This window comes from Leisingera sp. (assembly GCF_034669605.1).
In the GTDB taxonomy this organism is placed as follows: Bacteria; Pseudomonadota; Alphaproteobacteria; order Rhodobacterales; family Rhodobacteraceae; genus Leisingera.
This window is the reverse complement of sequence record NZ_JAXMOX010000063.1, coordinates 1-22,973: the sequence shown is the minus strand read 5'-3', so window position 1 is coordinate 22,973 and position 22,973 is coordinate 1. Positions and strand designations below refer to the sequence as shown.

21 protein-coding genes and 1 tRNA gene are annotated in these 22,973 nt (G+C 63.4%); 12 read left to right on the top strand and 10 right to left on the bottom strand.

Annotated features, from left to right (window positions below; genetic code table 11):
* The 8 genes from yihA to rpmH form a co-directional block, all read right to left on the bottom strand.
* A partial coding sequence (gene yihA, locus VOI29_RS10035; protein ID WP_323778348.1) for a ribosome biogenesis GTP-binding protein YihA/YsxC occupies window positions 1-359 on the bottom strand: 359 nt, incomplete at its 3' end.
* Window positions 359-1,108, bottom strand: a complete 750-nt coding sequence (locus VOI29_RS10030; protein WP_323778346.1) for an MOSC domain-containing protein — start codon at window positions 1,106-1,108, stop codon at window positions 359-361. The genes VOI29_RS10030 and yihA, both read right to left, overlap by 1 nt.
* Window positions 1,108-2,910: a membrane protein insertase YidC gene (gene yidC / locus VOI29_RS10025; RefSeq protein WP_323778344.1), complete on the bottom strand. Its 1,803-nt coding sequence runs from the start codon at window positions 2,908-2,910 to the stop codon at window positions 1,108-1,110. Before yidC ends, VOI29_RS10030 begins: the two co-directional genes overlap by 1 nt.
* Before the next feature lie 133 nt (window positions 2,911-3,043).
* Window positions 3,044-4,585 (bottom strand): bifunctional diguanylate cyclase/phosphodiesterase, encoded by a 1,542-nt coding sequence (locus tag VOI29_RS10020; RefSeq protein ID WP_323778342.1) that lies wholly within the window; start codon window positions 4,583-4,585, stop codon window positions 3,044-3,046.
* A 66-nt stretch (window positions 4,586-4,651) separates the two neighbouring features.
* Window positions 4,652-5,539: a tRNA 2-thiocytidine(32) synthetase TtcA gene (gene ttcA, locus VOI29_RS10015; protein ID WP_323778340.1), complete on the bottom strand. Its 888-nt coding sequence runs from the start codon at window positions 5,537-5,539 to the stop codon at window positions 4,652-4,654.
* Window positions 5,540-5,594: 55 nt separating this feature from the next.
* Window positions 5,595-5,825 carry a membrane protein insertion efficiency factor YidD gene (gene yidD, locus VOI29_RS10010; protein WP_323778338.1) on the bottom strand — a complete coding sequence of 77 codons (231 nt, stop codon included), beginning with the start codon at window positions 5,823-5,825 and terminating at the stop codon, window positions 5,595-5,597.
* Between the two features lie 64 nt (window positions 5,826-5,889).
* Window positions 5,890-6,318, bottom strand: coding sequence for a ribonuclease P protein component (gene rnpA / locus VOI29_RS10005; protein ID WP_323778336.1), 429 nt, complete (start codon window positions 6,316-6,318; stop codon window positions 5,890-5,892).
* Window positions 6,319-6,341: 23 nt separating this feature from the next.
* On the bottom strand, window positions 6,342-6,476 hold the full coding sequence (gene rpmH, locus VOI29_RS10000; RefSeq protein WP_008554144.1) for a 50S ribosomal protein L34: 135 nt from the start codon (window positions 6,474-6,476) through the stop codon (window positions 6,342-6,344).
* Window positions 6,477-6,851: 375 nt separating this feature from the next.
* On the opposite strand from rpmH, the gene VOI29_RS09995 reads away from it, so the two are divergent.
* From VOI29_RS09995 to VOI29_RS09980, 4 genes are all read left to right on the top strand, one after another.
* Window positions 6,852-7,628 (top strand): TVP38/TMEM64 family protein, encoded by a 777-nt coding sequence (locus tag VOI29_RS09995; protein WP_323778326.1) that lies wholly within the window; start codon window positions 6,852-6,854, stop codon window positions 7,626-7,628.
* Between the two features lie 2 nt (window positions 7,629-7,630).
* Window positions 7,631-9,049: a dihydrolipoyl dehydrogenase family protein gene (locus VOI29_RS09990; protein WP_323778325.1), complete on the top strand. Its 1,419-nt coding sequence runs from the start codon at window positions 7,631-7,633 to the stop codon at window positions 9,047-9,049.
* A 15-nt stretch (window positions 9,050-9,064) separates the two neighbouring features.
* On the top strand, window positions 9,065-10,450 hold the full coding sequence (locus tag VOI29_RS09985) for a HAMP domain-containing sensor histidine kinase (RefSeq protein ID WP_323778323.1): 1,386 nt from the start codon (window positions 9,065-9,067) through the stop codon (window positions 10,448-10,450).
* A 99-nt stretch (window positions 10,451-10,549) separates the two neighbouring features.
* Window positions 10,550-10,626: transfer RNA gene (locus VOI29_RS09980), tRNA-Arg, on the top strand.
* A 233-nt stretch (window positions 10,627-10,859) separates the two neighbouring features.
* On the opposite strand, the gene hmpA is transcribed toward VOI29_RS09980, so the two are convergent.
* Window positions 10,860-12,050: an NO-inducible flavohemoprotein gene (gene hmpA / locus VOI29_RS09975; protein ID WP_323778321.1), complete on the bottom strand. Its 1,191-nt coding sequence runs from the start codon at window positions 12,048-12,050 to the stop codon at window positions 10,860-10,862.
* Window positions 12,051-12,194: 144 nt separating this feature from the next.
* On the opposite strand from hmpA, the gene VOI29_RS09970 reads away from it, so the two are divergent.
* Both VOI29_RS09970 and VOI29_RS09965 read left to right on the top strand, forming a co-directional pair.
* On the top strand, window positions 12,195-12,632 hold the full coding sequence (locus VOI29_RS09970; RefSeq protein ID WP_323778319.1) for an Rrf2 family transcriptional regulator: 438 nt from the start codon (window positions 12,195-12,197) through the stop codon (window positions 12,630-12,632).
* A 415-nt stretch (window positions 12,633-13,047) separates the two neighbouring features.
* Entirely contained in the window at window positions 13,048-14,160 is a 1,113-nt protein-coding gene (locus VOI29_RS09965) for an HPP family protein (RefSeq protein ID WP_323778317.1), read from the top strand.
* A 292-nt stretch (window positions 14,161-14,452) separates the two neighbouring features.
* Here VOI29_RS09965 and VOI29_RS09960 read toward each other — a convergent pair whose 3' ends face one another.
* A complete protein-coding gene (locus VOI29_RS09960) occupies window positions 14,453-14,869 on the bottom strand; it encodes an Rrf2 family transcriptional regulator (RefSeq protein WP_323778316.1) in 417 nt (138 codons plus the stop codon).
* A 239-nt stretch (window positions 14,870-15,108) separates the two neighbouring features.
* Here VOI29_RS09960 and VOI29_RS09955 point away from each other — a divergent pair, with 239 nt between their 5' ends.
* From VOI29_RS09955 to fdhF, 6 genes are all read left to right on the top strand, one after another.
* Window positions 15,109-16,149 carry a nitronate monooxygenase gene (locus tag VOI29_RS09955; protein WP_323778314.1) on the top strand — a complete coding sequence of 347 codons (1,041 nt, stop codon included), beginning with the start codon at window positions 15,109-15,111 and terminating at the stop codon, window positions 16,147-16,149.
* A complete protein-coding gene (locus tag VOI29_RS09950) occupies window positions 16,146-16,847 on the top strand; it encodes a 5-formyltetrahydrofolate cyclo-ligase (protein WP_323778312.1) in 702 nt (233 codons plus the stop codon). Before VOI29_RS09955 ends, VOI29_RS09950 begins: the two co-directional genes overlap by 4 nt.
* 234 nt (window positions 16,848-17,081) lie before the next feature.
* Window positions 17,082-17,972, top strand: coding sequence for a LysR family transcriptional regulator (locus tag VOI29_RS09945; RefSeq protein WP_323778310.1), 891 nt, complete (start codon window positions 17,082-17,084; stop codon window positions 17,970-17,972).
* An 86-nt stretch (window positions 17,973-18,058) separates the two neighbouring features.
* Window positions 18,059-18,535 carry a formate dehydrogenase subunit gamma gene (locus VOI29_RS09940; RefSeq protein ID WP_323778309.1) on the top strand — a complete coding sequence of 159 codons (477 nt, stop codon included), beginning with the start codon at window positions 18,059-18,061 and terminating at the stop codon, window positions 18,533-18,535.
* Window positions 18,532-20,049 (top strand): NADH-quinone oxidoreductase subunit NuoF, encoded by a 1,518-nt coding sequence (locus tag VOI29_RS09935; RefSeq protein ID WP_323778307.1) that lies wholly within the window; start codon window positions 18,532-18,534, stop codon window positions 20,047-20,049. Before VOI29_RS09940 ends, VOI29_RS09935 begins: the two co-directional genes overlap by 4 nt.
* Window positions 20,046-22,943, top strand: coding sequence for a formate dehydrogenase subunit alpha (gene fdhF / locus VOI29_RS09930; RefSeq protein ID WP_323778305.1), 2,898 nt, complete (start codon window positions 20,046-20,048; stop codon window positions 22,941-22,943). Before VOI29_RS09935 ends, fdhF begins: the two co-directional genes overlap by 4 nt.
* The last annotated feature ends 30 nt before the right edge of the window (window positions 22,944-22,973 follow it).

Sequence of the window (22,973 nt, the reverse complement as noted above, 5' to 3'; positions counted from 1 at the left end):
TAGCGCTTCACCAGTTTCTGCCATTGCTCCACCACCTTCAGCGGCGCATTGGCGTAGCCATAGCCGGGCAGGTCGACGAGATACAGCTCGGGCCCCTGGGTGAAGAAGTTGATTTCCTGGGTGCGGCCCGGCGTGTTGGAGGCCCGTGCGATGCCCTTGGTGCCGGTCAGCGCGTTGATCAGGCTTGACTTGCCGACATTGGAGCGGCCGGCAAAGCAGACCTCCAGCCGGTCGGCGTCGGGCAGGCCGTTCATCGCGACCACGCCTTTCAGGAATTCGGTCTCGCCGGCAAACAGCTTGCGGCCCTTTTCGGCGGAAATATCATCCGGGGCTTCGGCCAGGGTAAATTGCATCTGCATTACAGAACCTCCAGCGTGTCGCCGCGTTTGACGGAACCGCTGCTGAGAACCTCGGCGCGGATGCCGAAATCAGTGTGGCCCCAATGCGTGCGCAGCGCCTTCAGCGTGTCCGCATCGCGGCTGCCGGTTTCGGGGTTGGTCTCGGTTGCGCGGCAGCGGGTGATGCGGTCGACCACCTTCAGCCGGACCTCGCCCAGGGACAGTTCCTGTCCAACCCAGTCAAATTCGGCAAAGGGCGCCAGCCCGTCCAGCCACAGGTTGCCGCGGAACCGGCGCACGTCCAGATCCTGCTCCAGCTTGTCCCCCAGCGCCGCCAGGGAGCTGCGCGACAGGATTGCCACGGCAGAGAAACTGGCATCCGCCATGCCCCCCGCAGGGGCCTGGATCAGCGTATGCGGCTGCGGGCGTTCGGCGGGGTACAGGGGGGTCAGCCAGTCGATCAGCCGTGCCCCGTCCGTGGCGGGATCCAGCGTGATCGCATCCTGCCGGGGGTGGCGCAGGGTGATGCGCAGCCCCTGTGCGGTCTCAGCCGTTTCGGCGGTGACAGCCATCAGTTCAGGACCAAAGCAGCCGCGGGCAAAATTGCGGCAATGCTGCCAGGCGCCAGTGTCCTCGGCCTTGCCGGTCAGCACCGCCCAGGCCCGGTCCAACGGCATAGGCCCGCCTTTTTCAAGACGGACCTGCTGCAGTGGTTCGGCCCCGATCCCTTTGATCGGGTGCCGCCAGATTTCAGCAAGGGTGGCTGGCATCATTTTTCTGCCTTAGGCTTCTTCTTGAAGCCCGACTTGATGTTGCCGAACACGTCCGGCTTGTAGCCGTGGCTGCGCATGATCAGGTACTGCTGGCTGAAGGTGATTGTGTTGTTCGCAATCCAGTAGACCACCAGGCCGGAGGCAAAGCCGCCGAGCATGAACATGAACACCCAGGGCATCCAGGCAAAGATCATCTGCTGAGTCGGATCGGTGGGGGCCGGGTTCAGTTTCTGCTGCAGCCACATGGAGATGCCGAGCAGGATCGGCAGGATGCCGATGAAGACCAGCGCCAGGATGCTTTCCGGCGCGGGGGGCGCAATCGGCAGCAGCCCGAACAGGTTCATGATTGAGGTCGGATCCGGCGCGCTGAGGTCCTGGAACGGGCCGAAGAAGGGCGCGTGGCGCAGTTCCAGGGTGACGAAGATCACCTTGTAGAGCGAGAAGAAGATCGGGATCTGGATCAGAATCGGCAGGCAGCCCGCGGCGGGGTTCACCTTTTCCTTCTTGTAGAGCTCCATCATCTCCTTTTGCATCTTCTGGCGGTCGTCGCCGGCGCGCTCCTTGAGCTTCTCCATCTCCGGCTGCAGCTCTTTCATCTTCGCCATCGAGGCATAGGATTTATAGGCCAGCGGGAACACCAGGATCTTGATGACAACGGTCAGGCCGATGATCGCCCAGCCCATGTTGCCGATCAGCACGTTCAGATTGTGCAAGAGCCAGAACATCGGCTTGGTCAGGAAGAAGAACCAGCCCCAGTCGATCACGTCCAGGAAGCCTGCGATGCCTGCCTTTTCGTAGCCGCGGATGGCTTCCCATTCCTTGGCGCCGGCAAACAGCTGGGTGGTTACGTCCGAAGACTGGCCGTCAGCCACGGACACCGTCGGCAGCACGATGTCGGTCTGGTAGATCTCGCGGCGCTCGTCGAATTTGGCGATCGAACGGAAGCCCTGGCCCGGGGTGGGGATCAGCGTCGACATCCAGTAGTGGTCGGTAAAACCGATCCAGCCGTTTTCGGCGACCTGGCGGACCTCGGCCTTGGAGCCGTCGCGGGGATCGGGCTCGAAATCAGCCATGTCGTCATAATCAATCTCGGCCAGCTCACCGTCCGACATGCCGACCAGGCCTTCATGCAGGATGAAGAAATTCTTCAGGTCTGCCGGCTGGCCGTGGCGGGCCAGGGTGCCATAGGGCGCCAGGGAAACGCTGCCGCCGGAGGCGTTGGTGACGGATTGGGTGACCGAGAACATGTAGTCCTGATCCACCGCGATGGTGCGGTTGAAAGTCAGGCCCTTGCCATTGTCCCAGGTCAGGGTGACGGGGCTGTCCGCGGTCAGGGCGGCGTTTGCCGGGGCGGACCAGATGGTGTTGGCCCCCGGCACGTCGTCCAGCGACAGACCCGCGCCCGGCGCCCAGCCGTAAAGCGCGTAATAGGCACCGGCGTCGCCCACCGGTTTCAGCAATTTGACGATCGGGGAGTTCCCGTCCAGCGTTTCGCGGTAGTCTTTCAACGACAGATCGTCGATCCGGCCGCCCTGCAGCGAGATGCTGCCGGCCAGGCGCGCGGTGTCGATGGCCACGCGCGGCGCATCCGGGGCTTCGGCGCCTTCCGGGGCGGTTTCTGCCACCGCATCAGCCGAAGCGCTGGGGGCCAGCGCGGCGTCTCCCGCAGGGGCGGTGCTGCTGATCGCGGTTTCCGGCGCCTGTTCCGGCTCTGGCGGCGGGAAAAAGGTGTACCACCCCAGGATCACCAGAAAGCTGAGTACGGTTGCGAGAATTAGATTTTTGTTCTGATCGTCCATTGGGGACTGCCACCTCGTGTAGGGAAGGACACGTGGGGTTCAACAGAGGTGGGCCGCAAAGGTCAAGCAGAATCGCGGCGCGCGGGGGCGGCATAGGGCCCTGCTGCTGCAGAAAATCGAAGGATTTGAACAATCAGGGGGTTTGGCGGCCGATCACGGGCGTGTCCTGCAGTTTGGCCTGATGGGCGGTGATCCAGTCCAGCGTCTGGTCGAACGGCATCGGGCGGCCGATGCCGAAGCCCTGCACATGGCCGCAGCCAAGCTGCGCCAGCAGCGCGTGTTCGCCCGCGGTTTCGACCCCTTCTGCAAGGGTTTCCAGGTCCAGGCGTTCAGCCATGGTGAGGATCGCGGAGATCAGTTTCTGCTGCTCAGGATCCTGATCCGACTTCATCACAAAGGAGCGGTCGATCTTGATGCGGGAAATATTGAAACGGCGCACCGCAGCGATGGAGGCATGGCCGGTGCCGAAATCATCGAGGTCGATGTGGCAGCCCATTTCGCTGAGAGCGAGGATGTTGCGGGTGATCACACCATCGGGCTGATCGGTCATCACGGTTTCCAGAATTTCCACGCAAAGGCGCTCCGGCGGCAGCTCGAACCGTTCAAGCTCCCATTGGATTCGGCCGGCAAGGCCAGGGTTGCGCAGCTCCTGGGTGGCAAAGTTCACCCCGACGCGGGGCACCTGCACGCCGGCCGCATCCCAGGCCTTTATGGCGACCAGGGAATTGTAAAGCATCACCTGGCTCAGCCGGTCCATCAGCCCGGCCTCTTCCAGCGCCGGCAGGAAGGCCGACGGCGGGATCAGCCCCTGCACCGGGTGCGACCAGCGGGCCAGCGCCTCGAACCCGGAAACCCGGCCGGTGTCGGTGCAGATCTGCGGCTGGAACCAGGCCTGAATCTGACCGGATTCCAGCGCCGAAGCGGCTTCTTCGCGCAGGTTGGAGCGGGTCCCGATGCGCTTGGACATATCCACCGAAAAGGCGCGGATGCCGCCGGGGCCGTTGCTTTGCGCCTCGGCCAGGGCGGTCACGGCGGCGCCGGTCCAGTCGGAACCGGTCTTTCCCGGGGCCCGGGTGCGCTGGCAGAAGCCGATGGAGGAGCTGACGTAGATGCTGGTGCCGTCCAGCGGCACAGGTTCCTCGGCGGCGGTCTGCATCCGGCCGGCCAGCTGGATGCAGAGTTCCAGGTCCAGTTGCAGGGTCGGGGCCAGGCAGATGGCAAACCGGCTGTCGCCGATCCGGGCAATGGTATCGTGCTGCCGCAGGACAGAGGCAATCTGCGCGCCGCAGTGCCGGACGATACGGTCGCCGGCCTCAAGGCCGTGGCGGTCCGCCAGTTCCTTGTAGTCATCGAGCTCCAGGACGAAGACGGCAGAGCGCAGATCGGTGTCCGCGCAGTCCTCGTAGATGCGGGCGGTCTCATGCTCGAACCCGTCGCGCAGCAGCATGCCGGTGACACTGTCGCGCGCCATGCCGCCGCCTTGTTTGGTGAAACCGCCGGCAACGGCAATCAGCACCGGCAGGCCAAGCGCCATCGATAGCAGCGCGGTTTCGCCGCCAAGCCAGAAGGCGGCCAGGGTCAGGGCAGGCAGGATAGCGAGCGCAGGAGGCCCGAAAAGTGCCGGAGCAAGGATTTTCCGGAGCCGTCCCAGGAGACCTGATCCCGTGTTTGTCATTCTCAGACCTTTCGTCTGCAGCCAGTCATTCCGGCATGAGATTAAGGTGCTGATCTAACCCGGGAGTTAACGCAACTCGGGAATTTCCGTTAATTCCGGTCGGGAATCCGGGTTCTTCAGTTCCAAACCTGTAAAATCGAACAGTTTCGGGTCCAGCAAGTGCGAGGGCCGGGCATTCATCAGCGCCCGGAACATCACCTGGCGGCGGCCCGGGCTGTTTGATTCCCACTGATCCAGGATCTGTTTCACCTGCTGGCGCTGCAACCCGTCCTGACTGCCGCAGAGATCGCAGGGGATGATCGGATAATTCATCGCGCGGGCGAATTTTTCGCAGTCGGCCTCGGCCACATGGGCCAGCGGGCGGAACAGGAACAGGTCGCCTTCTTCGTTGACCAGCTTGGGCGGCATGGTCGCCAGGCGGCCGCCGTGAAACAGGTTCATAAAGAAGGTTTCCAGGATGTCGTCGCGGTGATGGCCCAGCACCACGGCTGAACAGCCCTCCTCGCGCGCGATGCGGTAGAGGTTGCCGCGGCGCAGGCGCGAACAAAGCGCGCAATAGGTGCGCCCGGCGGGCACCTTGTCGACGACGATGCTGTAGGTGTCCTGATATTCGATCCGGTGCGGCACACCCATCTTTTCCAGGAACTCCGGCAGCACGGTGGCGGGGAAGCCCGGCTGGCCCTGATCCAGATTGCAGGCCAGAAGATCCACCGGCAGAAGGCCGCGCCATTTCAGCTCATACAGAACCGCCAGCAGGGTATAGCTGTCCTTGCCGCCGGACAGGCAGACCAGCCATTTCGGGGTGCTGCCGTCTGTGCGGCGCTCCACCATGCCGTATTGGTCGATGGCCTCGCGCGCATAGCGCACGATGCGTTTGCGGAGTTTCTTGAACTCGGTGGTCGAGGGGGCGCCGGCAAACAGCGGATGGATTTCGTCCAGGTCATCATCAAGCATGGGCGCGCCCTAGCCGAGGAATTGCGTTTTGCCAAGGAAAAAAGGTGTCCCGGCATCAGTCCTTGCTGCCGGGGACCGGGTCATAGCCGTCGCCGCCGAAGGGATGGCAGCGCCCGATCCGGCGGGCGGTCAGCCAGGCGCCGCGGATGGCGCCGTGTTTTTCCAGGGCTTCCAAAGCATAGGCAGAACAGGTGGGCTGATAGCGGCAGTTGAAGCCGACCCAGGGGCTGAACAGCAGCCTGTAGGCATGCACGGGGATTGCAAAGAAGCGGGCCAGCAGGGTCATCGTGCAAAGATAGAGGCAGGGCGGCGGTTGCGCAATGCGGACAGAGGCCGCGTGACGCAATGCCTTATGTGCCGTGGACCTTTCTCAGGGCGTAGATCAGGTCGCGCTTCAGATCCTCGAAGGGGCGCTGGGCGGTCTCCATTGCGCGGCCGATCAGTACATAATCCCAACCGGCGCGGCCATGGCTGGGCAGCACCATCCGCGCGGCTTCGCGCAGGCGGCGCTTGGCGCGGTTGCGGGCCACTGCATTGCCGACCTTTTTGGAGCAGGTGAAGCCGACGCGGATACCATCAGCGTCGCGGCGGTCGCGGCCCTGCAGCATCATTGCCTTGGTGCCCTGCTTGCGCGCGGGCGGGCGGGCGCAGGCCAGGAAGTCGCGGCGCTTGGCCATGACTTCGATCTGCGGCGCAGTACCAGATGCACAAACGGACACCGCCGGAGACTGATCCCCGCGGGCAGCTTGGCCATCCTTGGGGGTCTCCGGCGGTGTCATGTCCGTCGATGCGGGAACTGAGCTTATGCGCTCAGTTCTTTACGACCGCGTGCGCGGCGTGCATTCAGGATCTTGCGGCCTGCCTTGGTGGCCATGCGCGCACGGAAGCCGTGGCGGCGTTTGCGAACCAGGTTCGAAGGCTGATAGGTGCGTTTCATCGCTCCGGTCTCCACATTGTATCTTCGGGCAGGGCGCGGAATCGCCTTCCCGGGGGTCTATCTCGAAGCCCGGTCTTTAGGAGGGAACGGCGGGTAAGTCAAACCCTGCGAGGTGAGAAAACACCTTTTGGGGTAAGAAAACGCCGGTACGCATGGCGGTGCGGGACCCGGGGGTGCAACATTTCTGCCAAAAACCGCGCCAGGACCGCCTCCGGGCAGGGCGGAAGTAACATAGGAGCGGTGATTCTGCCACAAACCTCACGAATCCGGGGGGAGATGATCAAGCCGCCGTGAGACAGGGCTGCCCGGCCTCGCGCCCGGGCCATTTAACACGTAGCAAAAAGGCATTGTTACAGAGACGGACGTAGGAGCGACATGAGCGAGACACCTAAAACCGATTCCCGGCCGAAGGACCAGCCGGGCGCCAAGCCAGGCCTGGCCCGTCACCTGCCGCTGATTGCCGTGGCGGCGGTGGCGCTGATCGGGGCGGTGACGCTGCAAGACCACCTGAGCTTTGACACGCTGCGCGAGAACCGCGAGGCGCTGATGGCGTTCCGCGACCGGAATTATCCGGGTCTCGTGGCGCTGTTCATGGGCCTTTATATTGCGATCGTGCTGTTTTCGCTGCCAGGAGCTGCGGTGGCGTCGGTCACCGGCGGGTTCCTGTTCGGGCTGGTGGCGGGCACCGCGGTCAACGTGATCTCGGCCACCATAGGTGCTGCGGGCATCTTTCTGGCGGCGCGCTGGGGGCTGGGGGCAATGCTGACCGCCAAGATGGAAGCGGCAGAAGGCCGGGTGCAGATGCTGAAACAGGCGCTGCGCGAGAATGAGGTGGAGGTGCTGCTGCTGCTGCGACTGGTGCCGGCGGTGCCGTTTTTCGTGGCCAACCTGCTGCCTGCGCTGGTGGGGGTGAAGTTCCGCAATTTCCTGTGGACCACGGCGGCGGGGATCATTCCGGGCGCCATCGTCTTTACCTGGATCGGGGTCGGTGTGGGGGCGGTGTTCGACCGCGGCGGCGAGCCGGATCTGAGCCTGTTGTGGGAGCCGCATGTAATCGGGCCGATCCTGGGGCTCTGCGTGCTGGCGGCAATGCCGATCCTGGTCAAATCCGTCCGCGGCACCCTGCGCGGCAAAAACAGCAAGGATACCTGAACATGAGCCGCATTGAATGTGATCTACTGGTGATCGGCGCCGGGTCGGGCGGGCTGTCAGTGGCCGCCGGTGCCAGCCAGATGGGGGCATCGGTTGTTCTGCTGGAAGGCCACAAGATGGGCGGCGACTGCCTGAACTACGGCTGTGTGCCTTCCAAGGCGCTGCTGGCCAGCGGCAAGGCAGCGCACAGGCAGGCGCATACCCAAGTCTTTGGGGTGGCGGATCAGCGCCCGCAGCCGGATTATGCCGCGGTCAAGGATCATGTGCAGGCGGTGATCGGCACCATTGCCCCGGCCGACAGCCAGGAACGGTTCGAGCGCCTTGGCGTGCGGGTGATCCGCGAGTTCGGCCGTTTCGTCTCTCCGGCGGAAGTCGAAGCAGGTCCGCACCGGATTACGGCGCGGCGGGTGGTGATTGCCACCGGATCATCGCCGCTGGTGCCGCCGATCCCGGGGCTGGACAAGGTGCCTTTTGAAACAAACGAGACCCTGTTTGACCTGCGCGAGGCGCCGGAGCATCTGCTGATCATCGGCGGCGGCCCGATCGGCATGGAAATGGCGCAGGCGCATGTCCGCCTTGGCTGCAAGGTCACCGTGATCGAAGGGCTGAAGGCGCTGGGCAAGGATGACCCGGAAGCGGCGGCGCTGGTGCTGAATCGTTTGCGCGCTGAAGGGGTCGGGATCGCGGAGGGCGCCATGGTCTCGCGCATCGGCGGCCAGGCCGGCGCGATTGAGGTGGAGACCAGGGACGGCAGCCTGTTCAGGGGCACGCATCTGCTGATGGCGGTGGGACGCAAGGCCAATACGGAGCGGCTGAACCTGCAGGCGGCCGGGATTGAAGCCCGGGCCAACGGTATCAAGGTGGACGACAGCCTGCGGACCACCAACAAGCGGGTCTATGCCATCGGCGACGTGGCCGGCGGGCTGCAGTTCACCCATGTGGCGGGCTATCAGGCAAGTATTATCATCCGATCTGCCCTGTTCGGCCTGCCGTCGAAGGCCAAGACCAGCCACATCCCCTGGGCCACCTACACCGACCCGGAACTGGCGCAGGCCGGGCTGACCGAAGCGCAGGCGCGGGACATTTACGGCGTCAAGCTGGAGGTCGCCCGGTTTGACTACAGCCACAACGACCGCGCCATTGCCGAGCGCAAAGCCGAGGGCTTCATCAAGGTGATGGTTTTCAAGGGCCGTCCGGTGGGGGCCACCATCGCGGGCCATCAGGCGGGCGAGCTGATCAGCCTGTGGTCGCTTGCACTGGCCAACCGCCTGAAAATGAGCCAGATTGCAGCCATGGTTGCGCCTTACCCCTCTATCAGTGAGGTTAACAAACGGGTGGCAGGGGCCTATTTCACCCCGCGGCTGTTTGAGAGTAGTCTTGTGAAACGCGCAGTGCGATTGGTTCAGCGCTGGATTCCTTGAGGCAAAGGCAGCGCAATGCTCAACACGCTTTCGGGCAGATTTCTGATCCTGACCACGGTCTTTGTGATGCTGGCCGAGATCCTGATCTTTGTGCCGTCGATTGCGCGGTTCCGCGCGGATTATCTGGCCGACCGGCTGCAGCGGGCGCAGATCGCATCGCTGGCACTGCTGGCCGATGATATGCTGGAGACGGAGCTGGAAGCGGAGCTGCTGGAGAACGCGGGCGTTTTCAACGTGGTGCTGCGCCGCGACGAGATCCGCCAGCTGATGCTGGCCTCGCCGATCCCGCAGCCGATCACCGGGACTTATGATTTGCGTGAGGCCGGGGCGATGACCTTGATCCGCGATGCAATGCTGCGCATGGCCCGTCCCGGAAATGAAATCATCCGGGTGATCGGTGCGCCGGTGCGCGATGCCGGGATCCTGATCGAGGTCACCATGGAAACCGCGCCGCTGCGCGCGGCAATGATCGATTACGGGGTGCGGATCCTGGCTCTGTCGGCGGTGATTTCGGTTTTCACGGCGCTGTTGCTGTTTGTCGCGGTGCGGATTGTGCTGGTGAAGCCGATCAAGGGGGTGGTCGGCTATATGCAGCGCTATGCGGCGGCGCCGGAAGATGCCCGCGGCATCATCCACCCGAGTTCCAGAGTGGTGGAGCTGCGCGAGGCGGAAGAGGCGCTGATGCAGCTGCAAACCGAGCTGACCCACGCGCTGAAACAGCGCGAGCGGCTGGCGCAGCTGGGCGGTGCTGTGGCCAAGGTGAGCCATGATCTGCGCAACATCCTGACCTCGGCGCAGCTGTTCACCGACCGGATCGAGATGAGCGAGGATCCCCTGGTGCGCCGCCTGGCGCCGAAGCTGGTGAATTCGATCACCCGTGCGGTGTCCCTGTGCGAGGGCACCCTGGCGTTCGGGCGCGCGGAAGAGCCATCGCCCACTTTTGCAGTGGTCTGCCTGCATGAGATCACAGCGGATATTGCCGAAAGCGAGCTGCTGGCAGCGGACAGCGGGTTGGTCGGGATCGTCAATGCCGTGCCCAAAGCAATGATGCTGCGCGCCGATTCTGAACAGCTGTTCCGGATCGTGATGAACCTGGTGCGCAACGCCCGGCAGGCGATCATCGCCACTGGCAAGCCGGGGCAGATCACGGTTGATGCGCGCGAGGAAGAGGACGCCTGGTACATTACCGTTTCCGACACCGGACCGGGATTGCCGAAAAGGGCGCAGGACAATCTGTTCACTCCGTTCCAGGGCGGCGCCCGCAAGGGCGGCACCGGGCTGGGCCTGGCCATTGCGGGCGAACTGGCCCGCGGCCATGGCGGATCGGTTGTGCTGAAGGAAACCAGCCCCGGCGGCACAGTGTTCGAGATCTGCCTGCCCAAGGGCGACGGCACGATCTGACACCTGCAGCCGGGCGGGCGGGAATATGCCGGACGCGCGAAACAAATTTGGCTTTTGGGGTTGCGCCTGTGCGGTGCTATGATTAAACCCCGCCGCAGTGGACCGATAGCTCAGCTGGATAGAGTACTTGACTACGAATCAAGGGGTCGGGGGTTCGAATCCTCCTCGGTCCGCCACTAATCTTCGCACAAGCCTCTGATTATCCAGCCATTTTCAATGGGCTGGTGTCGAGTGTTTCAATTGCGCCGGTTGGCAGCCGCCCGCCGCCTGGGCCGCTGCCACCCGCAAAGCTGATGCGGCCGGCCTTACCCTCACAGGGATTGCGGCAATGGGGTTGCGGCAATCGTGTTTTACCCTGGACGGCTGCCCGGTCCGGAAGACCGCGCGCTCGCGCGCGGTTCCGTTGCTGCTACGCAGCGTCGAATTCCTGGGCCGGCCCGAAGAATTCGTAGAAGATGCGATCCTCGTCAACTCCAGCTGATTTGAGGCCATTCACGGCCATCGCCATAAAACCCTTGGGTCCGCATATGTAGTATTCAGCCCGATCAGTGTTGGTGTTCCGGGCAAGCCACTCTGGCGTGATACGGCCTTCCACGTCGAAGTTCGCGGCTGCCCGGTCTTCGGAACTGGGGTTCTCGAAAAAGGTGACGCACCGGCGGGACAAGGACTGGGCGATATCCGGCATGACGTGATGCCTGCCATTGTGTGTGGCATGGAGGTAGGTCGCAGCGCGGTTGTTTGCAGCCATGAGTTCGAGCATGGAAATCATCGGCGTCAGGCCGACACCGGCCGACAGCAGCACAACTTCGGTCTCCTGTCCGCTCTTCAGGAAAAACTCGCCGGCCGGAGCCGCCGCGTTGAGCACGGTGCCTTCGGCCGCCTGTTCATGCAGCCAGGTGCTTGCCAGGCCGACTGGCTCGCGCTTTACCGTGATCCGGTAGAAGTCATTCGATGGACCGGAGGAAATCGAATAGTTGCGGCGCAGCTTGCCGGTTCCGGGCAGATCAAGATCGAAGGAAAGATACTGACCCGGCTTGTGCTTCAGCACGTGCTTGCCGTCGACGGGTTTCAGGATGAATGACATGACGTCTGCACTCTCCTGGATCCGTCTGTCGATCCGGAATTCCCGCCAGCCCCGCCAGCCGCCCCGGGCCGCTGCGGTCTCCTGGTACAGCTGCTCTTCGCGGCCGATCAGGATATCGGCCAGGAACCAATAGGCTTCGCCCCAGGCGCGGATCACCTCCTCGGTCGCCGCCTCTTTGAGAACCGCCTTGATTGCGGCCAGAAGGGCGCTGGCAACATGATCGTAATGACGGGGTTCGATTTGCAGGCCGACATGCTTGTTTGCAATACGTTCCACCGCTGCGGCCATCACCGGGAGGTTTTCGATGTTCTGGGCGTAGGCCAGAATCGCGTTGGTCAAAGCTGCGTGCTGCGGGGAGTCGCCATTCTGATGCGACTGGTTGAACAATGTGCGGATTTCCGGGTCGGCCAGCAGCCTGTCGTACATCTCTGCTACAATCTCGCGCCCATGCTGCGCCAGCGCCGGAACAGTCGCCTTTACGGTGTCGATGGTGGTTTGGCTGAGTGGCTGTGCCATTGCACGCTCCTGATTTGTCCGTTGGCAGACCCGCGGCCTGCATCGTGGGGTTTCCGCCTGAATCATTCAGGCTGGTTGCATGTATGATTGGAGGATTGAAATATGCAACCCAAATGAATATTAAAAACGCGATCGGAGCCCCGGATGAAGCTGAACCTGACAACGGATTACGCCTTGAGAATTCTTATTTTCCTGGCGTCCAAACCCGAAGAGCTGCACTCGATTGAGACATTGAGCCGCATCTACCGTCTGCCGCATAGTTCGTTGATGAAGATCGTCAGCGAGCTGGTCCGGCAAGGCTACGTCATGAGCATTCGCGGCCGGTACGGCGGCATCAAACTCGGACAGGCGGCAAGCGAAATCAATGTGGGGCAAGTCGTGCGGGTCATGGAAGAAAGCTTTGAAGTTGCCAATTGCGGCGAATGCCTGATCCAGCCTCAATGCGGGCTCCGAGGGGTCTTTGCCGACGCGGTCAATGCGTTTCAGTGCGTCCTCGACCGCAGCACCGTCGCCGATCTGATCAGCAATAAGGAAGACCTGATTCCATTGCTGACTTTGCCAGAGGCGCCAGAACATCCGTAACCTGCCTGGTGAGCCGGCAGGGAAACCCGGGCTGGGTACGGGCAGCGGTCAGGGTCCTGGCAGTGTTTTCTTTGGATTTGCCACAGCTCGGTGCGCTTGCAAGGACCTGCCTATGCTGTGCGGGAGACAGGCTGAAAATTGCGAAGCCGGTCCCGTTCGGCCCGCCAACCGCATGCCGCATCCGGTCTTTGACTGGAAAACAAGGACGAAACGCGGCTTAGCATGCCGTCTTCCTGGCTAGGGTTCCGGATTTCCGGGGCAGCCGGCAATGGCGTCAGGGCTGCAGCATCGCTGGCAGAACATCTGTGTGCCGCACCGGCCGCCGCTGCAGCGTTGCCGGGCAAAAAATGTTTTCATAATGACTGTTTTATGTGCAGGTTGCCGGCGGGTGATTCATTTCCGGGCAGGCGGGACCATGCAGCTGAACTCAAATCTCTTGCGTCATCTTTCTCCGGCACTGCCGCCAGCACATTTGCGGGAAACCCTGCGCGCGGCGGCGGGTGCTGCGGCCGGGATGGGTGTTTGCGCGATGTTCGCGTTTGCCTGGCCGGAGATCGCAGGCGTTCCAATGCGCCTGCTCGCCCCTCTGGGCGCCTCGGCAGTCCTGATCTATGCCGTTCCGAACTCCCCGCTGGCGCAGCCCTGGTCGGCGATCTGCGGCAATGTTATTTCCGCCGTGGCGGCGGTTGCGGTCCTGCAAGCTGTGCCGGTGCCCTGGGGACCGGTCTTGGCTGTGGCCGCAGCGATCTTTGCAATGATAATCGCGCGGGCCCTGCATCCCCCTGGCGGGGCAATTGCCTTGCTGGCGGCACTGGACCCGGTGCCGGTCCTTGAAGCGGGATTTGCCTTTGCGATTGTGCCAGTTGGGCTTCTGACGGCTGCTTTGGTCCTGACAGGCGTGCTGTATAACCGGGCCACAGGCCGAAAATACCCGTTCCGCCAATCCGTGGAGGCGCCTGTGCAGCCGGAAGAGATCCGCCTGGGTCTCAGCAATGACGAGCTGGAAGAGTTGCTGGAGCGTTTCAATCAATCCACCAACATCGGCGTAGCCGATCTGGGGCGGCTGCTTGCCGCCGCGGAGGAGGAGGCCGCGCAGCACCGGTTTGATGGTGTTACCTGCGGCAGCATCATGACGCAGAACCTGATCACTGTGACGCCCGATGCACCAGTGGCGCAGATTGCACAGTTGTTCCGCCGCCATTCCATCAAGAGTCTTCCGGTTGTGGACGGCAACAAGAAATTCGTCGGACTGATCCTGCAAAGCGATCTGATCGATGCGCTGATACGGGAGGGCAGCCGAAAGTTCCGCCCCGTACGCCAGGGCAAACTGACGGCGAAGCATGTGATGCAGCCGCCTGCCGGCAGTGTCCCGCATGACCTTCCGGTCGGCACTCTCCTGAACCGGCTTGCGCAGCATGGGGTGCAAACCGTGCCGGTAACAAATGATGGCGGCCTGGCAGGCATTCTCACGCGCAGTGACATTATCGGTCTGCTTCTGCGAGGCGCGCAAAACCGGTTGGCTGCCTGAAGATGAAGCCCGTTAGGGGCGCGCGGAACAGGCCGCCTCGTCCGGGTTTGCTTATCTGGCTGGCTTGGGCAGCGGTCAGAAACGCGATTGCTGCCACCAGAGCGCCACCCCGTTTGGCGCCCCCTTGGGTTTGAGCATCAGCTTCTGCAAGCTGTTCAGGCCGTGGATGGACCTGGCCATATCCCGAACAAGGGTGGCCTGAGGCGGTATGGATTTCCAACGGATCTGTCACCGGCGGCCTGCAGGCCAGTGAGGACAAGGGCGCGCATTTCCGGTGCGAGCCGGAGCCGTCTCAAGCTGCGGTTTGAGCCGGTAATGCAATATCTGCAAGTGTTGTCCGGTTCAGATCATCCAGGAAAATTGCCTCCGCCTGACGCAGGCGGGCCTTGAGACGGCAGCGGCCGTCAATCGTGCAATCGCCCCCGCCGTCGCCAAAGCATTCGACCAGCGCCTGTCCTTGCTCCAGCAGCGTCACGACATCACCAAGGCGGATATTTTCCGCAGGCATCCGCAAAAAGGCACCGCCACCGGCGCCACGCCGGGTCTCAACGAGTCCGGCACGCGCCAGCCGCTGCATGATCTTCGTCAGATGATTCCGGGACAGGCGGAACTCAGCGGCCAGTTCGGCTGTCGAGAACCCTTGCCCCGGCTGGCTTGCCATCCTCATCAGCATTCGAAGGCCGTAATCGGTGAAAGATGTAAGACGCATGCAGCTCCCTTTCAGCATAAATAGGTATTTACTGTACCAATTCCGGCGCGTAGCTTCAAAGTCAAAGCAAGCCGGTCAGGCCGGTGCAGCCACAGCATTCGTAAATGCTGTGCACCCGCATGCCGCGGACCTTGCCGGCACACCTGCGGCGCTGACTGCTGCGCAGGGAAAAGATGGAGTGGAACGGCTTAGCCCGGGCGCCATATTCACGGTATGACAACAAGGGGAGTGGAGTTGAAATGAGCGGCCAAAAAGGCAACAACCTTCAGCACACCCCTCTTTGCGGTCTGCTGGGATGCGATTACCCGGTTCTTCTCGCGGGCATGGGCGGCGTGTCCCGCTGGGAACTGGCCGCAGCCGTCGCCAACGCTGGCGGCTTTGGCATGCTGGGGATGGTGCGCGAAAGCCCGGCGCTGATCACCGAAGAGGTCACCCGGCTCAGGGCTGCAACAAACCGCCCCTTTGCGGTGAATGTCATCCCCGCGGCGACCGAGCCCGCCCTGCTCGACGCGCAACTCGGCTGCTGCCTGGACCTTGGGGTTCCTGCGTTTACCTTCTTCTGGGATGTTGTACCCGAGGCCGTTGCCCGGGTGAAGGCGGCAGGCCGCCTTGTCCTGCACCAGGTTGGCACGGTTGAGGCTGCGCGCGCCGCCGAAGCCGCCGGCGCGGATGTGATTATCGCACAGGGCATCGAGGCGGGCGGCCACGTCCATGGCCGCCGCCCGCTCCGCGGCCTTACCGAAGCAATCCTGGAAACCGTGTCCGTACCGGTTGTTGCCTCAGGGGGCCTCTCCACCGGAGCAGACCTGGCCCGGTTTCTGTCAATGGGCGCCGCCGGGATCCAGTGCGGCACTGCCTTCCTTGCAACCGAAGAAGCCTTTGCCCACCCTTACCACAAGGAACGAGTTGCGGCCGCCACCGGCGCGGACACTGTCCTGACCGATGTCTTCGTGCTGAACTGGCCGGCAGGCGCGGCGGTGCGGGTGCTGGAGAACAGCGTGACCAAGGCGCTCGGCGGCAGTTATCTGGGCCACGATCCGGACGCCCTCCCGCGGGAGGCAATCGCCTGGGACGGCGCCCAGCCGCGGCTGCGGTTCAGCACGGATTCCCCTCTGCGGACCACCACCGGCGACCTTGAGGCAATGGCCCTGTTTGCAGGCCAGGGTGCGGGTGCCATCCGCGGGGTCGTGCCGGCTGCCAAGCGTATCGCGGACATCGTTGCCGGGGCTGAGCGCGTCCTGGGCCGGCCGTTGCCGCCCCGCCAAGGAGCAGTCCAATGAGCGGCAAGTCTGATACCCCGCCTGAACAGAAAGGCTATGCCTCATCGCCCTGCATGGCGGCGGAAACCGGCCTTTACGGCTCGCAGCCCTCCGCCCCGCAGGAGGGCGCGGAGGTTGCCCGCTGGCGGAAGTCCGAACGGAGCCGGCTGCGGGCAGACCGGCTTGCCATGACGGTTGCGGCCCGCCAGGCGGCGGGCGCTGCACTGTCCGGTCATTTGCGGCAGCTGCTCCGGACCCGGTTCGGTGGGGCAGGCGGGCGTGTCATCTCGTTTTACTGGCCGATCAAGGGCGAACCCGACCTGCGCCCGCTGATGGCGGAGTTGCACGCCGAGGGCGCCGCCATTGCCCTGCCCATCGTCGAAACCAAGGCTGCGCCGCTGGTGTTCCGGCTGTGGACACCGGAAACGCAGCTGGTGCGGGGCGATTGGAACATTCCGGCTCCGCCGCCCGGATCCCCCATGCTGTCTCCGGAAATCACCCTGGCGCCGCTGGTGGGTTGGGCCTCTGGCGGTTTCAGGCTGGGCTATGGCGGCGGATATTTTGACCGGACCCTCGCGGCAGTATCGCCGCGCCCCTTTACTATCGGCATCGGCCTGGATAGCGCGCGGCTTCCTACAATTTTCCCGCAACCGCATGACATTCCCTTGGATTCCATTCTCACCGAAGCTGGAGAAAGGTTCGCCAAACCAGGGTCGTAGTGAACATCTGCGGATGACGTGGCGCGGGGTGGCTGGCCGGGTTCTGACCCCGCGGGTTTCCCGCTTGGGTGTTTCATTGGCGCCAGCCGATGCTGCGCGCTACGCCCGGGAAACCTGTGCCAAGCCAGCCACGCGCCGCAAAGGCAGCCGTGCAAGCCGGTTTCCAGTGCAGTCAAACTGCAACCATTCCGGTAGATGTATTGAAATACCCAACATTGATAGAAAAATTCCATCATGCTCGATAAACTTGAGATGTACATCGCGGTCGCCAGAGAAGAACATTTCGGGCGCGCCGCAGCGGCGCTTGGCATTACCCAGCCAACGCTGTCTGCGGGCGTCAAACAATTGGAAGAGCAGCTGGGTGTGCAGCTGATTTTCCGCGGATCACGCTATGGCGGGCTCACTCCAGAGGGGCAAAGCGCGCTGATCTGGGCCAGGAAAATCGTCGGGGATTCGCGGCAGCTGAAGGAGGAGATGCGCTTTTCCCGGCATGGCCTGACCGGCCAGCTGCGCATCGCCGTGATTCCGACTGCGCTGACCTGGGCGGCGAAACTGACAGCCCGGTTCAGTGAAAAACATCCCAATGTGCGGTTCACGATTCTATCGCGCACCTCGGCGGAGATTCTCTCGATGATCGAGAATTTCTCGGTCGACGCAGGTATTTCCTATCTCGACAATGAACCCATGGGCAAGGTCAGCTCGGTGCCGTTGTACCGGGAGCATTATATGCTGGTGTGCCATCGCGCTTCACCTTTCGCGGACCGCAAGACGGTTGGCTGGGCGGAACTGAACGGGCAGAAACTGTGCCTGCTGACGCCGGATATGCAGAACCGCCGGATCATCGACAAGAATTTTCGAGAATCAGGTGTGAGCCCGGAAGCCTGGATCGAGTCGAATTCGACCATTGTTCTTACCGTGAATGTGGAGGACGGCGGCTGGATGACCGTGCTTCCATCGGATATGGCCCGGTCTCTGGCAGCGGGAAAACCGCTGAAAATCATTCCCATGGAGGCGGCCGAAGTCGTTCACACGGTCGGGCTGGTTGCCCCGTACAGGGAGCCTCATACCCCTGTATTAAAGGCACTTCTGACCGAAGCGCGGCGGATGTCGAAGGCCGATCAATAGAAACTCCCTATCGCTCAACGAAATAGCGATATTGATGTAACTATACACGTTCTGGTTTTTCTCAGGCAAATTGCCGGAGGCCAGCTATGCACCCTGAAACGCCAGCGCCGTCCGATCAGGACTTGCGCGCAATCATCTCGGACCATCTGCACCTTGAAGGGCCGCTATTGCCCATTCTGCACGCATTGCAGGAAGCGTGTGGCAGCATTCCCCAGGAGGCCACGCCGCTGATTGCGGATGCGCTGAATATATCCAAGGCGGAAGTGCATGGGGTGATAAGTTTTTATCACGACTTCCGCGAGGTGCCTGCAGGCCGCCATGTGGTGAAGATTTGCCGCGCTGAGGCCTGCCAGGCGGTGGGGGGCAATGCGCTGGCTGAGGCCGCGCGCGCCCGATTGGGTGTCGAATGGCACGGCACAACCGCAAATGGCGCGGTCACCCTTGAGCCGGTCTACTGCCTGGGGCTGTGCGCCTGCGGCCCGGCCGCCATGGTGGACGGCAAGGTTCACGGCCGCGTGGACGAAGCGCGGATGGCGAACCTGCTGGCGGAGGCCGGGGCATGAAGATCTACGTTCCCATGGACAGCGCCGCCAAGGCGCTGGGCGCCGATGACGTGGCCGCTGCGATCATTGCCGAGGCCGCCAGCCGCGGGCTGGAAATCGAACTGATCCGGAACGGCACCCGCGGCATGATCTGGCTGGAGCCCTTGGTGGAGATTGACCGCGGCGCAGGCCGCGAGGGCTATGGCCCGGTAACACCCGCCGATGTGCCCGCGCTGCTGGACGGCACGCTGAAGGGCCTGGGCAAGGTTGAGGAGATCCCGTTTTTCGCCAGGCAGACCCGGCTCACCTTTGCCCGCTGCGGCGTGACTGATCCGCTGGACCTGGAGGACTATCAGGCACATGGCGGTCTGGCCGGGCTGCGCCGGGCAGCGGGTCTGAAGGCTGCGGAGATTGTTGAAGAGGTCACCCGATCCGGCCTGCGCGGCCGCGGCGGGGCGGGGTTCCCGACCGGGATCAAGTGGAACACGGTGCGGCAGGCCGAAGCGGATCAGAAATACATCGTCTGCAACGCCGACGAGGGCGACAGCGGCACTTTTGCCGATCGCATGATCATGGAAGGCGACCCCTTCTGCCTGATCGAGGGGATGGCGATTGCCGGCCTCGGCGTTGGCGCGACCAAGGGCTATGTCTATCTGCGGTCGGAATATCCCGATGCCATCCGTGTGATGCAGGAGGCCGTCCGCATCGCCCGTGCAAACGGCGTTCTGGGCGCCGATGTTTTGGGGTCGGGCCGGGCCTTTGATATGGAAATCCGCAGCGGTGCGGGCGCCTATGTCTGCGGCGAGGAAACCTCGCTTCTGAACAGTCTTGAGGGCAAGCGCGGCGTGGTGCGGGCCAAACCGCCGCTGCCCGCATTGGAAGGCTTCCTGGGCAAGCCCACCGTGGTCAATAACGTCATCAGCCTCGCCACCGTGCCGGTGATCTTTGAAAAAGGCGCGCAGCATTATGCCGACTTCGGTCTGGGCCGGTCCCGCGGCACCATTCCGGTGCAGATTGCCGGCAACGTGAAGCACGGCGGGCTGTTCGAGACTGGCTTTGGGATGCCGCTGGGCGAGCTGGTGCTGGACATCGCCGGCGGCACTGCCTCCGGCCGGCCGGTGAAGGCGGTGCAGGTCGGCGGGCCGCTGGGCGCCTATATGCCTCTCGAAAAATTCGACACCCCCTTCGGCTATGAGGAGTTCGACGGCGCAGGCGGGCTGATCGGCCATGCCGGCATCGTGGTGTTCGACGACAGTGCCGACATGCTGCAGATGGCACGGTTTGCGATGGAATTCTGCGCCGTGGAAAGCTGCGGCAAATGCACCCCCTGCCGGATCGGCGCGGTGCGCGGTGTGGAAACCATCGACCGCATCGCCGCCGGCGACCCCGGCGCCATCCCGCTGCTGACCGACCTGTGCGAGACGATGACGGACGGTTCGCTTTGCGCTCTGGGCGGGTTCACCCCTTACCCGGTGATGTCCGCACTCACCCATTTCCCCGACGATTTCGCCACCGCCAAGGAGGCCGCAGAATGAAAGACCTGATTATCCCCTGGGACAATGACCGCGACATGGGCACCCCCGCGCGCGAGGGCGCCCCGGTTTCACTGACCATCGACGGCTTTGACATTACCGTGCCCGAGGGCACCTCGGTCATGCGGGCCGCTGCCGAGGCGGGATTCCAGATCCCCAAGCTGTGCGCCACTGACAGTCTTGAGGCCTTCGGATCCTGCCGCCTGTGCGTGGTCGAGATCGACGGCCGCCGGGGCACCCCTGCCTCCTGCACGACGCCGGTGGCGCCGGGCATGGTGGTGCGCACCCAGTCGGAGAAAGTGAAGAAGATCCGCAAGGGCGTGATGGAGCTCTATATCTCCGATCATCCGCTGGACTGCCTGACCTGTGCGGCCAACGGCGATTGCGAGCTGCAGGACATGGCTGGCGCCACCGGCCTGCGCGATGTGCGGTATCAGCCGCCTGCGGCGGGCGGCATGACCAATCATTTCGAGGCGCGCCAGAACGGCGAGGCCAACCCGCAGTACATCCCCAAGGACGACAGCAACCCTTACTTCAGCTACGACCCTTCGAAATGCATCGTCTGCAACCGCTGTGTGCGCGCCTGCGAAGAGGTGCAGGGCACCTTTGCCCTGACCATCGAAGGCCGCGGGTTTGACAGCCGGGTCAGCGCCGGCACCGGCGCGGATGATTTTCTGGCCTCCGACTGCGTCAGCTGCGGCGCCTGCGTGCAGGCCTGCCCGACCGCAACCCTGCAGGAGAAATCGGTGATCGAGCTCGGCACGCCTGAGCGTTCCGTCATCACCACCTGCGCCTATTGCGGCGTCGGCTGCTCCTTCAAGGCCGAACTGAACGGCGATGAGCTGGTGCGCATGGTGCCCTACAAGCACGGCAAGGCCAACCGCGGCCATTCCTGCGTCAAAGGGCGCTTTGCCTATGGCTATGCCAAGCACAAGGACCGTATCCTGAACCCGATGATCCGCGACAGCATCGACGAGCCCTGGCGCGAGGTCTCCTGGGAGGACGCGCTGAGCTTCGCCGCCAACCGGATGCGCGGGCTGCAGGAAAAGCACGGCAAGAAGTCGATCGGCGTGATTACCTCCAGCCGCTGCACCAATGAGGAGACATTCCTGGTGCAGAAACTGGCCCGCGGGGTGTTTGGCAACAACAACACCGACACCTGCGCCCGGGTCTGCCATTCGCCCACCGGTTACGGCCTTGGCCAGACCTTCGGCACCTCGGCCGGCACCCAGGATTTCGACTCGGTCGAGCATACTGATGTGGTGATCGTGATCGGCGCCAACCCGACCGACGGCCACCCGGTTTTTGCCAGCCGCCTGAAAAAGCGCCTGCGCGCCGGTGCCGAGCTGATCGTGATCGACCCGCGCCGCACCAATCTGGTGAAATCGCCGCATATCCAGGCGGCACAGCACCTTGCCTTGCGGCCCGGCACCAATGTTGCCGTGGTGACGGCACTGGCGCATGTGATCGTGACCGAGGGGCTGATGGACGAAGCCTTCATCCGCGAGCGCTGCGACTGGGATGAATTCCAGGTCTATGCCGAGTTCGTCTCCGACCCGCGCCACAGCCCGGAGGCAACAGAATTGCTGACCGGCGTTCCGTCGGCAGAGCTGCGCGCCGCGGCCCGGCTGTTTGCCACCGGCGGAAACGGGGCGATCTACTATGGTCTTGGCGTCACCGAGCACAGCCAGGGCTCGACCGCAGTAATGGGCATCGCCAATCTTGCGATGCTCACCGGCAATATCGGCCGCAAGGGCGTGGGGGTGAACCCGCTGCGCGGCCAGAACAACGTGCAGGGCTCCTGCGACATGGGATCGTTCCCGCACGAGCTGCCGGGCTATCGCCATGTGAAAGGCCCCGAGGTGCGCGCTGTTTTTGAGGAAGCCTGGGGCGTCGAGATCGACCCCGAACCCGGCCTGCGTATTCCCAACATGCTGGATGCCGCCGTTGCCGGCAGCTTCAAGGGGCTTTACTGCCAGGGCGAGGATATCCTGCAATCCGACCCGGACACCAAACATGTGGCGGCGGGGCTTGCGGCGATGGAATGCGTCATCGTGCATGACCTGTTCCTGAACGAAACCGCGAATTATGCGCATGTGTTCCTGCCCGGCTCCACCTTTCTGGAGAAGGACGGCACCTTCACCAACGCCGAGCGCCGCATCAACCGCGTGCGCAAGGTGATGGCGCCGATGAACGGCTATGCTGATTGGGAAGTGACCCAGTTGCTGGCCAATGCCATGGGTGCGGGCTGGACCTACACTCACCCGTCACAGATCATGGATGAGATCGCCGCGACCACGCCCTCCTTTGCTGGTGTCGATTACGCGCTGCTGGAGGAGAAGGGTTCGGTCCAATGGCCCTGCAATGAGGCGCATCCCGAAGGCACGCCGCTGATGCATGTGGACGGCTTCGTCCGTGGCAAGGGCCGGTTCATCGTCACCGAATATGTGGCGACAGACGAAAAATCCGGTCCCCGCTTCCCGCTGCTGCTGACCACCGGCCGGATCCTCAGCCAGTACAACGTGGGCGCCCAGACCCGGCGTACCGACAACGTGGTGTGGCACGATCAGGACGTGCTGGAAATCCATCCGCACGATGCCGAGGTGCGGGGGGTGAAACAGGGCGGCTGGATCAAACTGGCCTCGCGCTCGGGCGAGACCACCCTGCGGGCCGAGCTGACCGACCGCGTCAGCCCCGGCGTGGTCTACACCACCTTCCACCACCCGGACACGCAAGCCAACGTGATTACCACCGACTTCTCGGACTGGGCCACCAACTGCCCGGAATACAAGGTGACGGCGGTGCAGGTGAGCCTGTCGAACGGGCCGACAGGCTGGCAGGAGGATTACACGGCCCAGGCCCAGCGGTCGCGCCGCATCCTGCCTGCGGCGGAGTAGAAAGATGGCGCTCTGCCCAAGCCAAAGCCT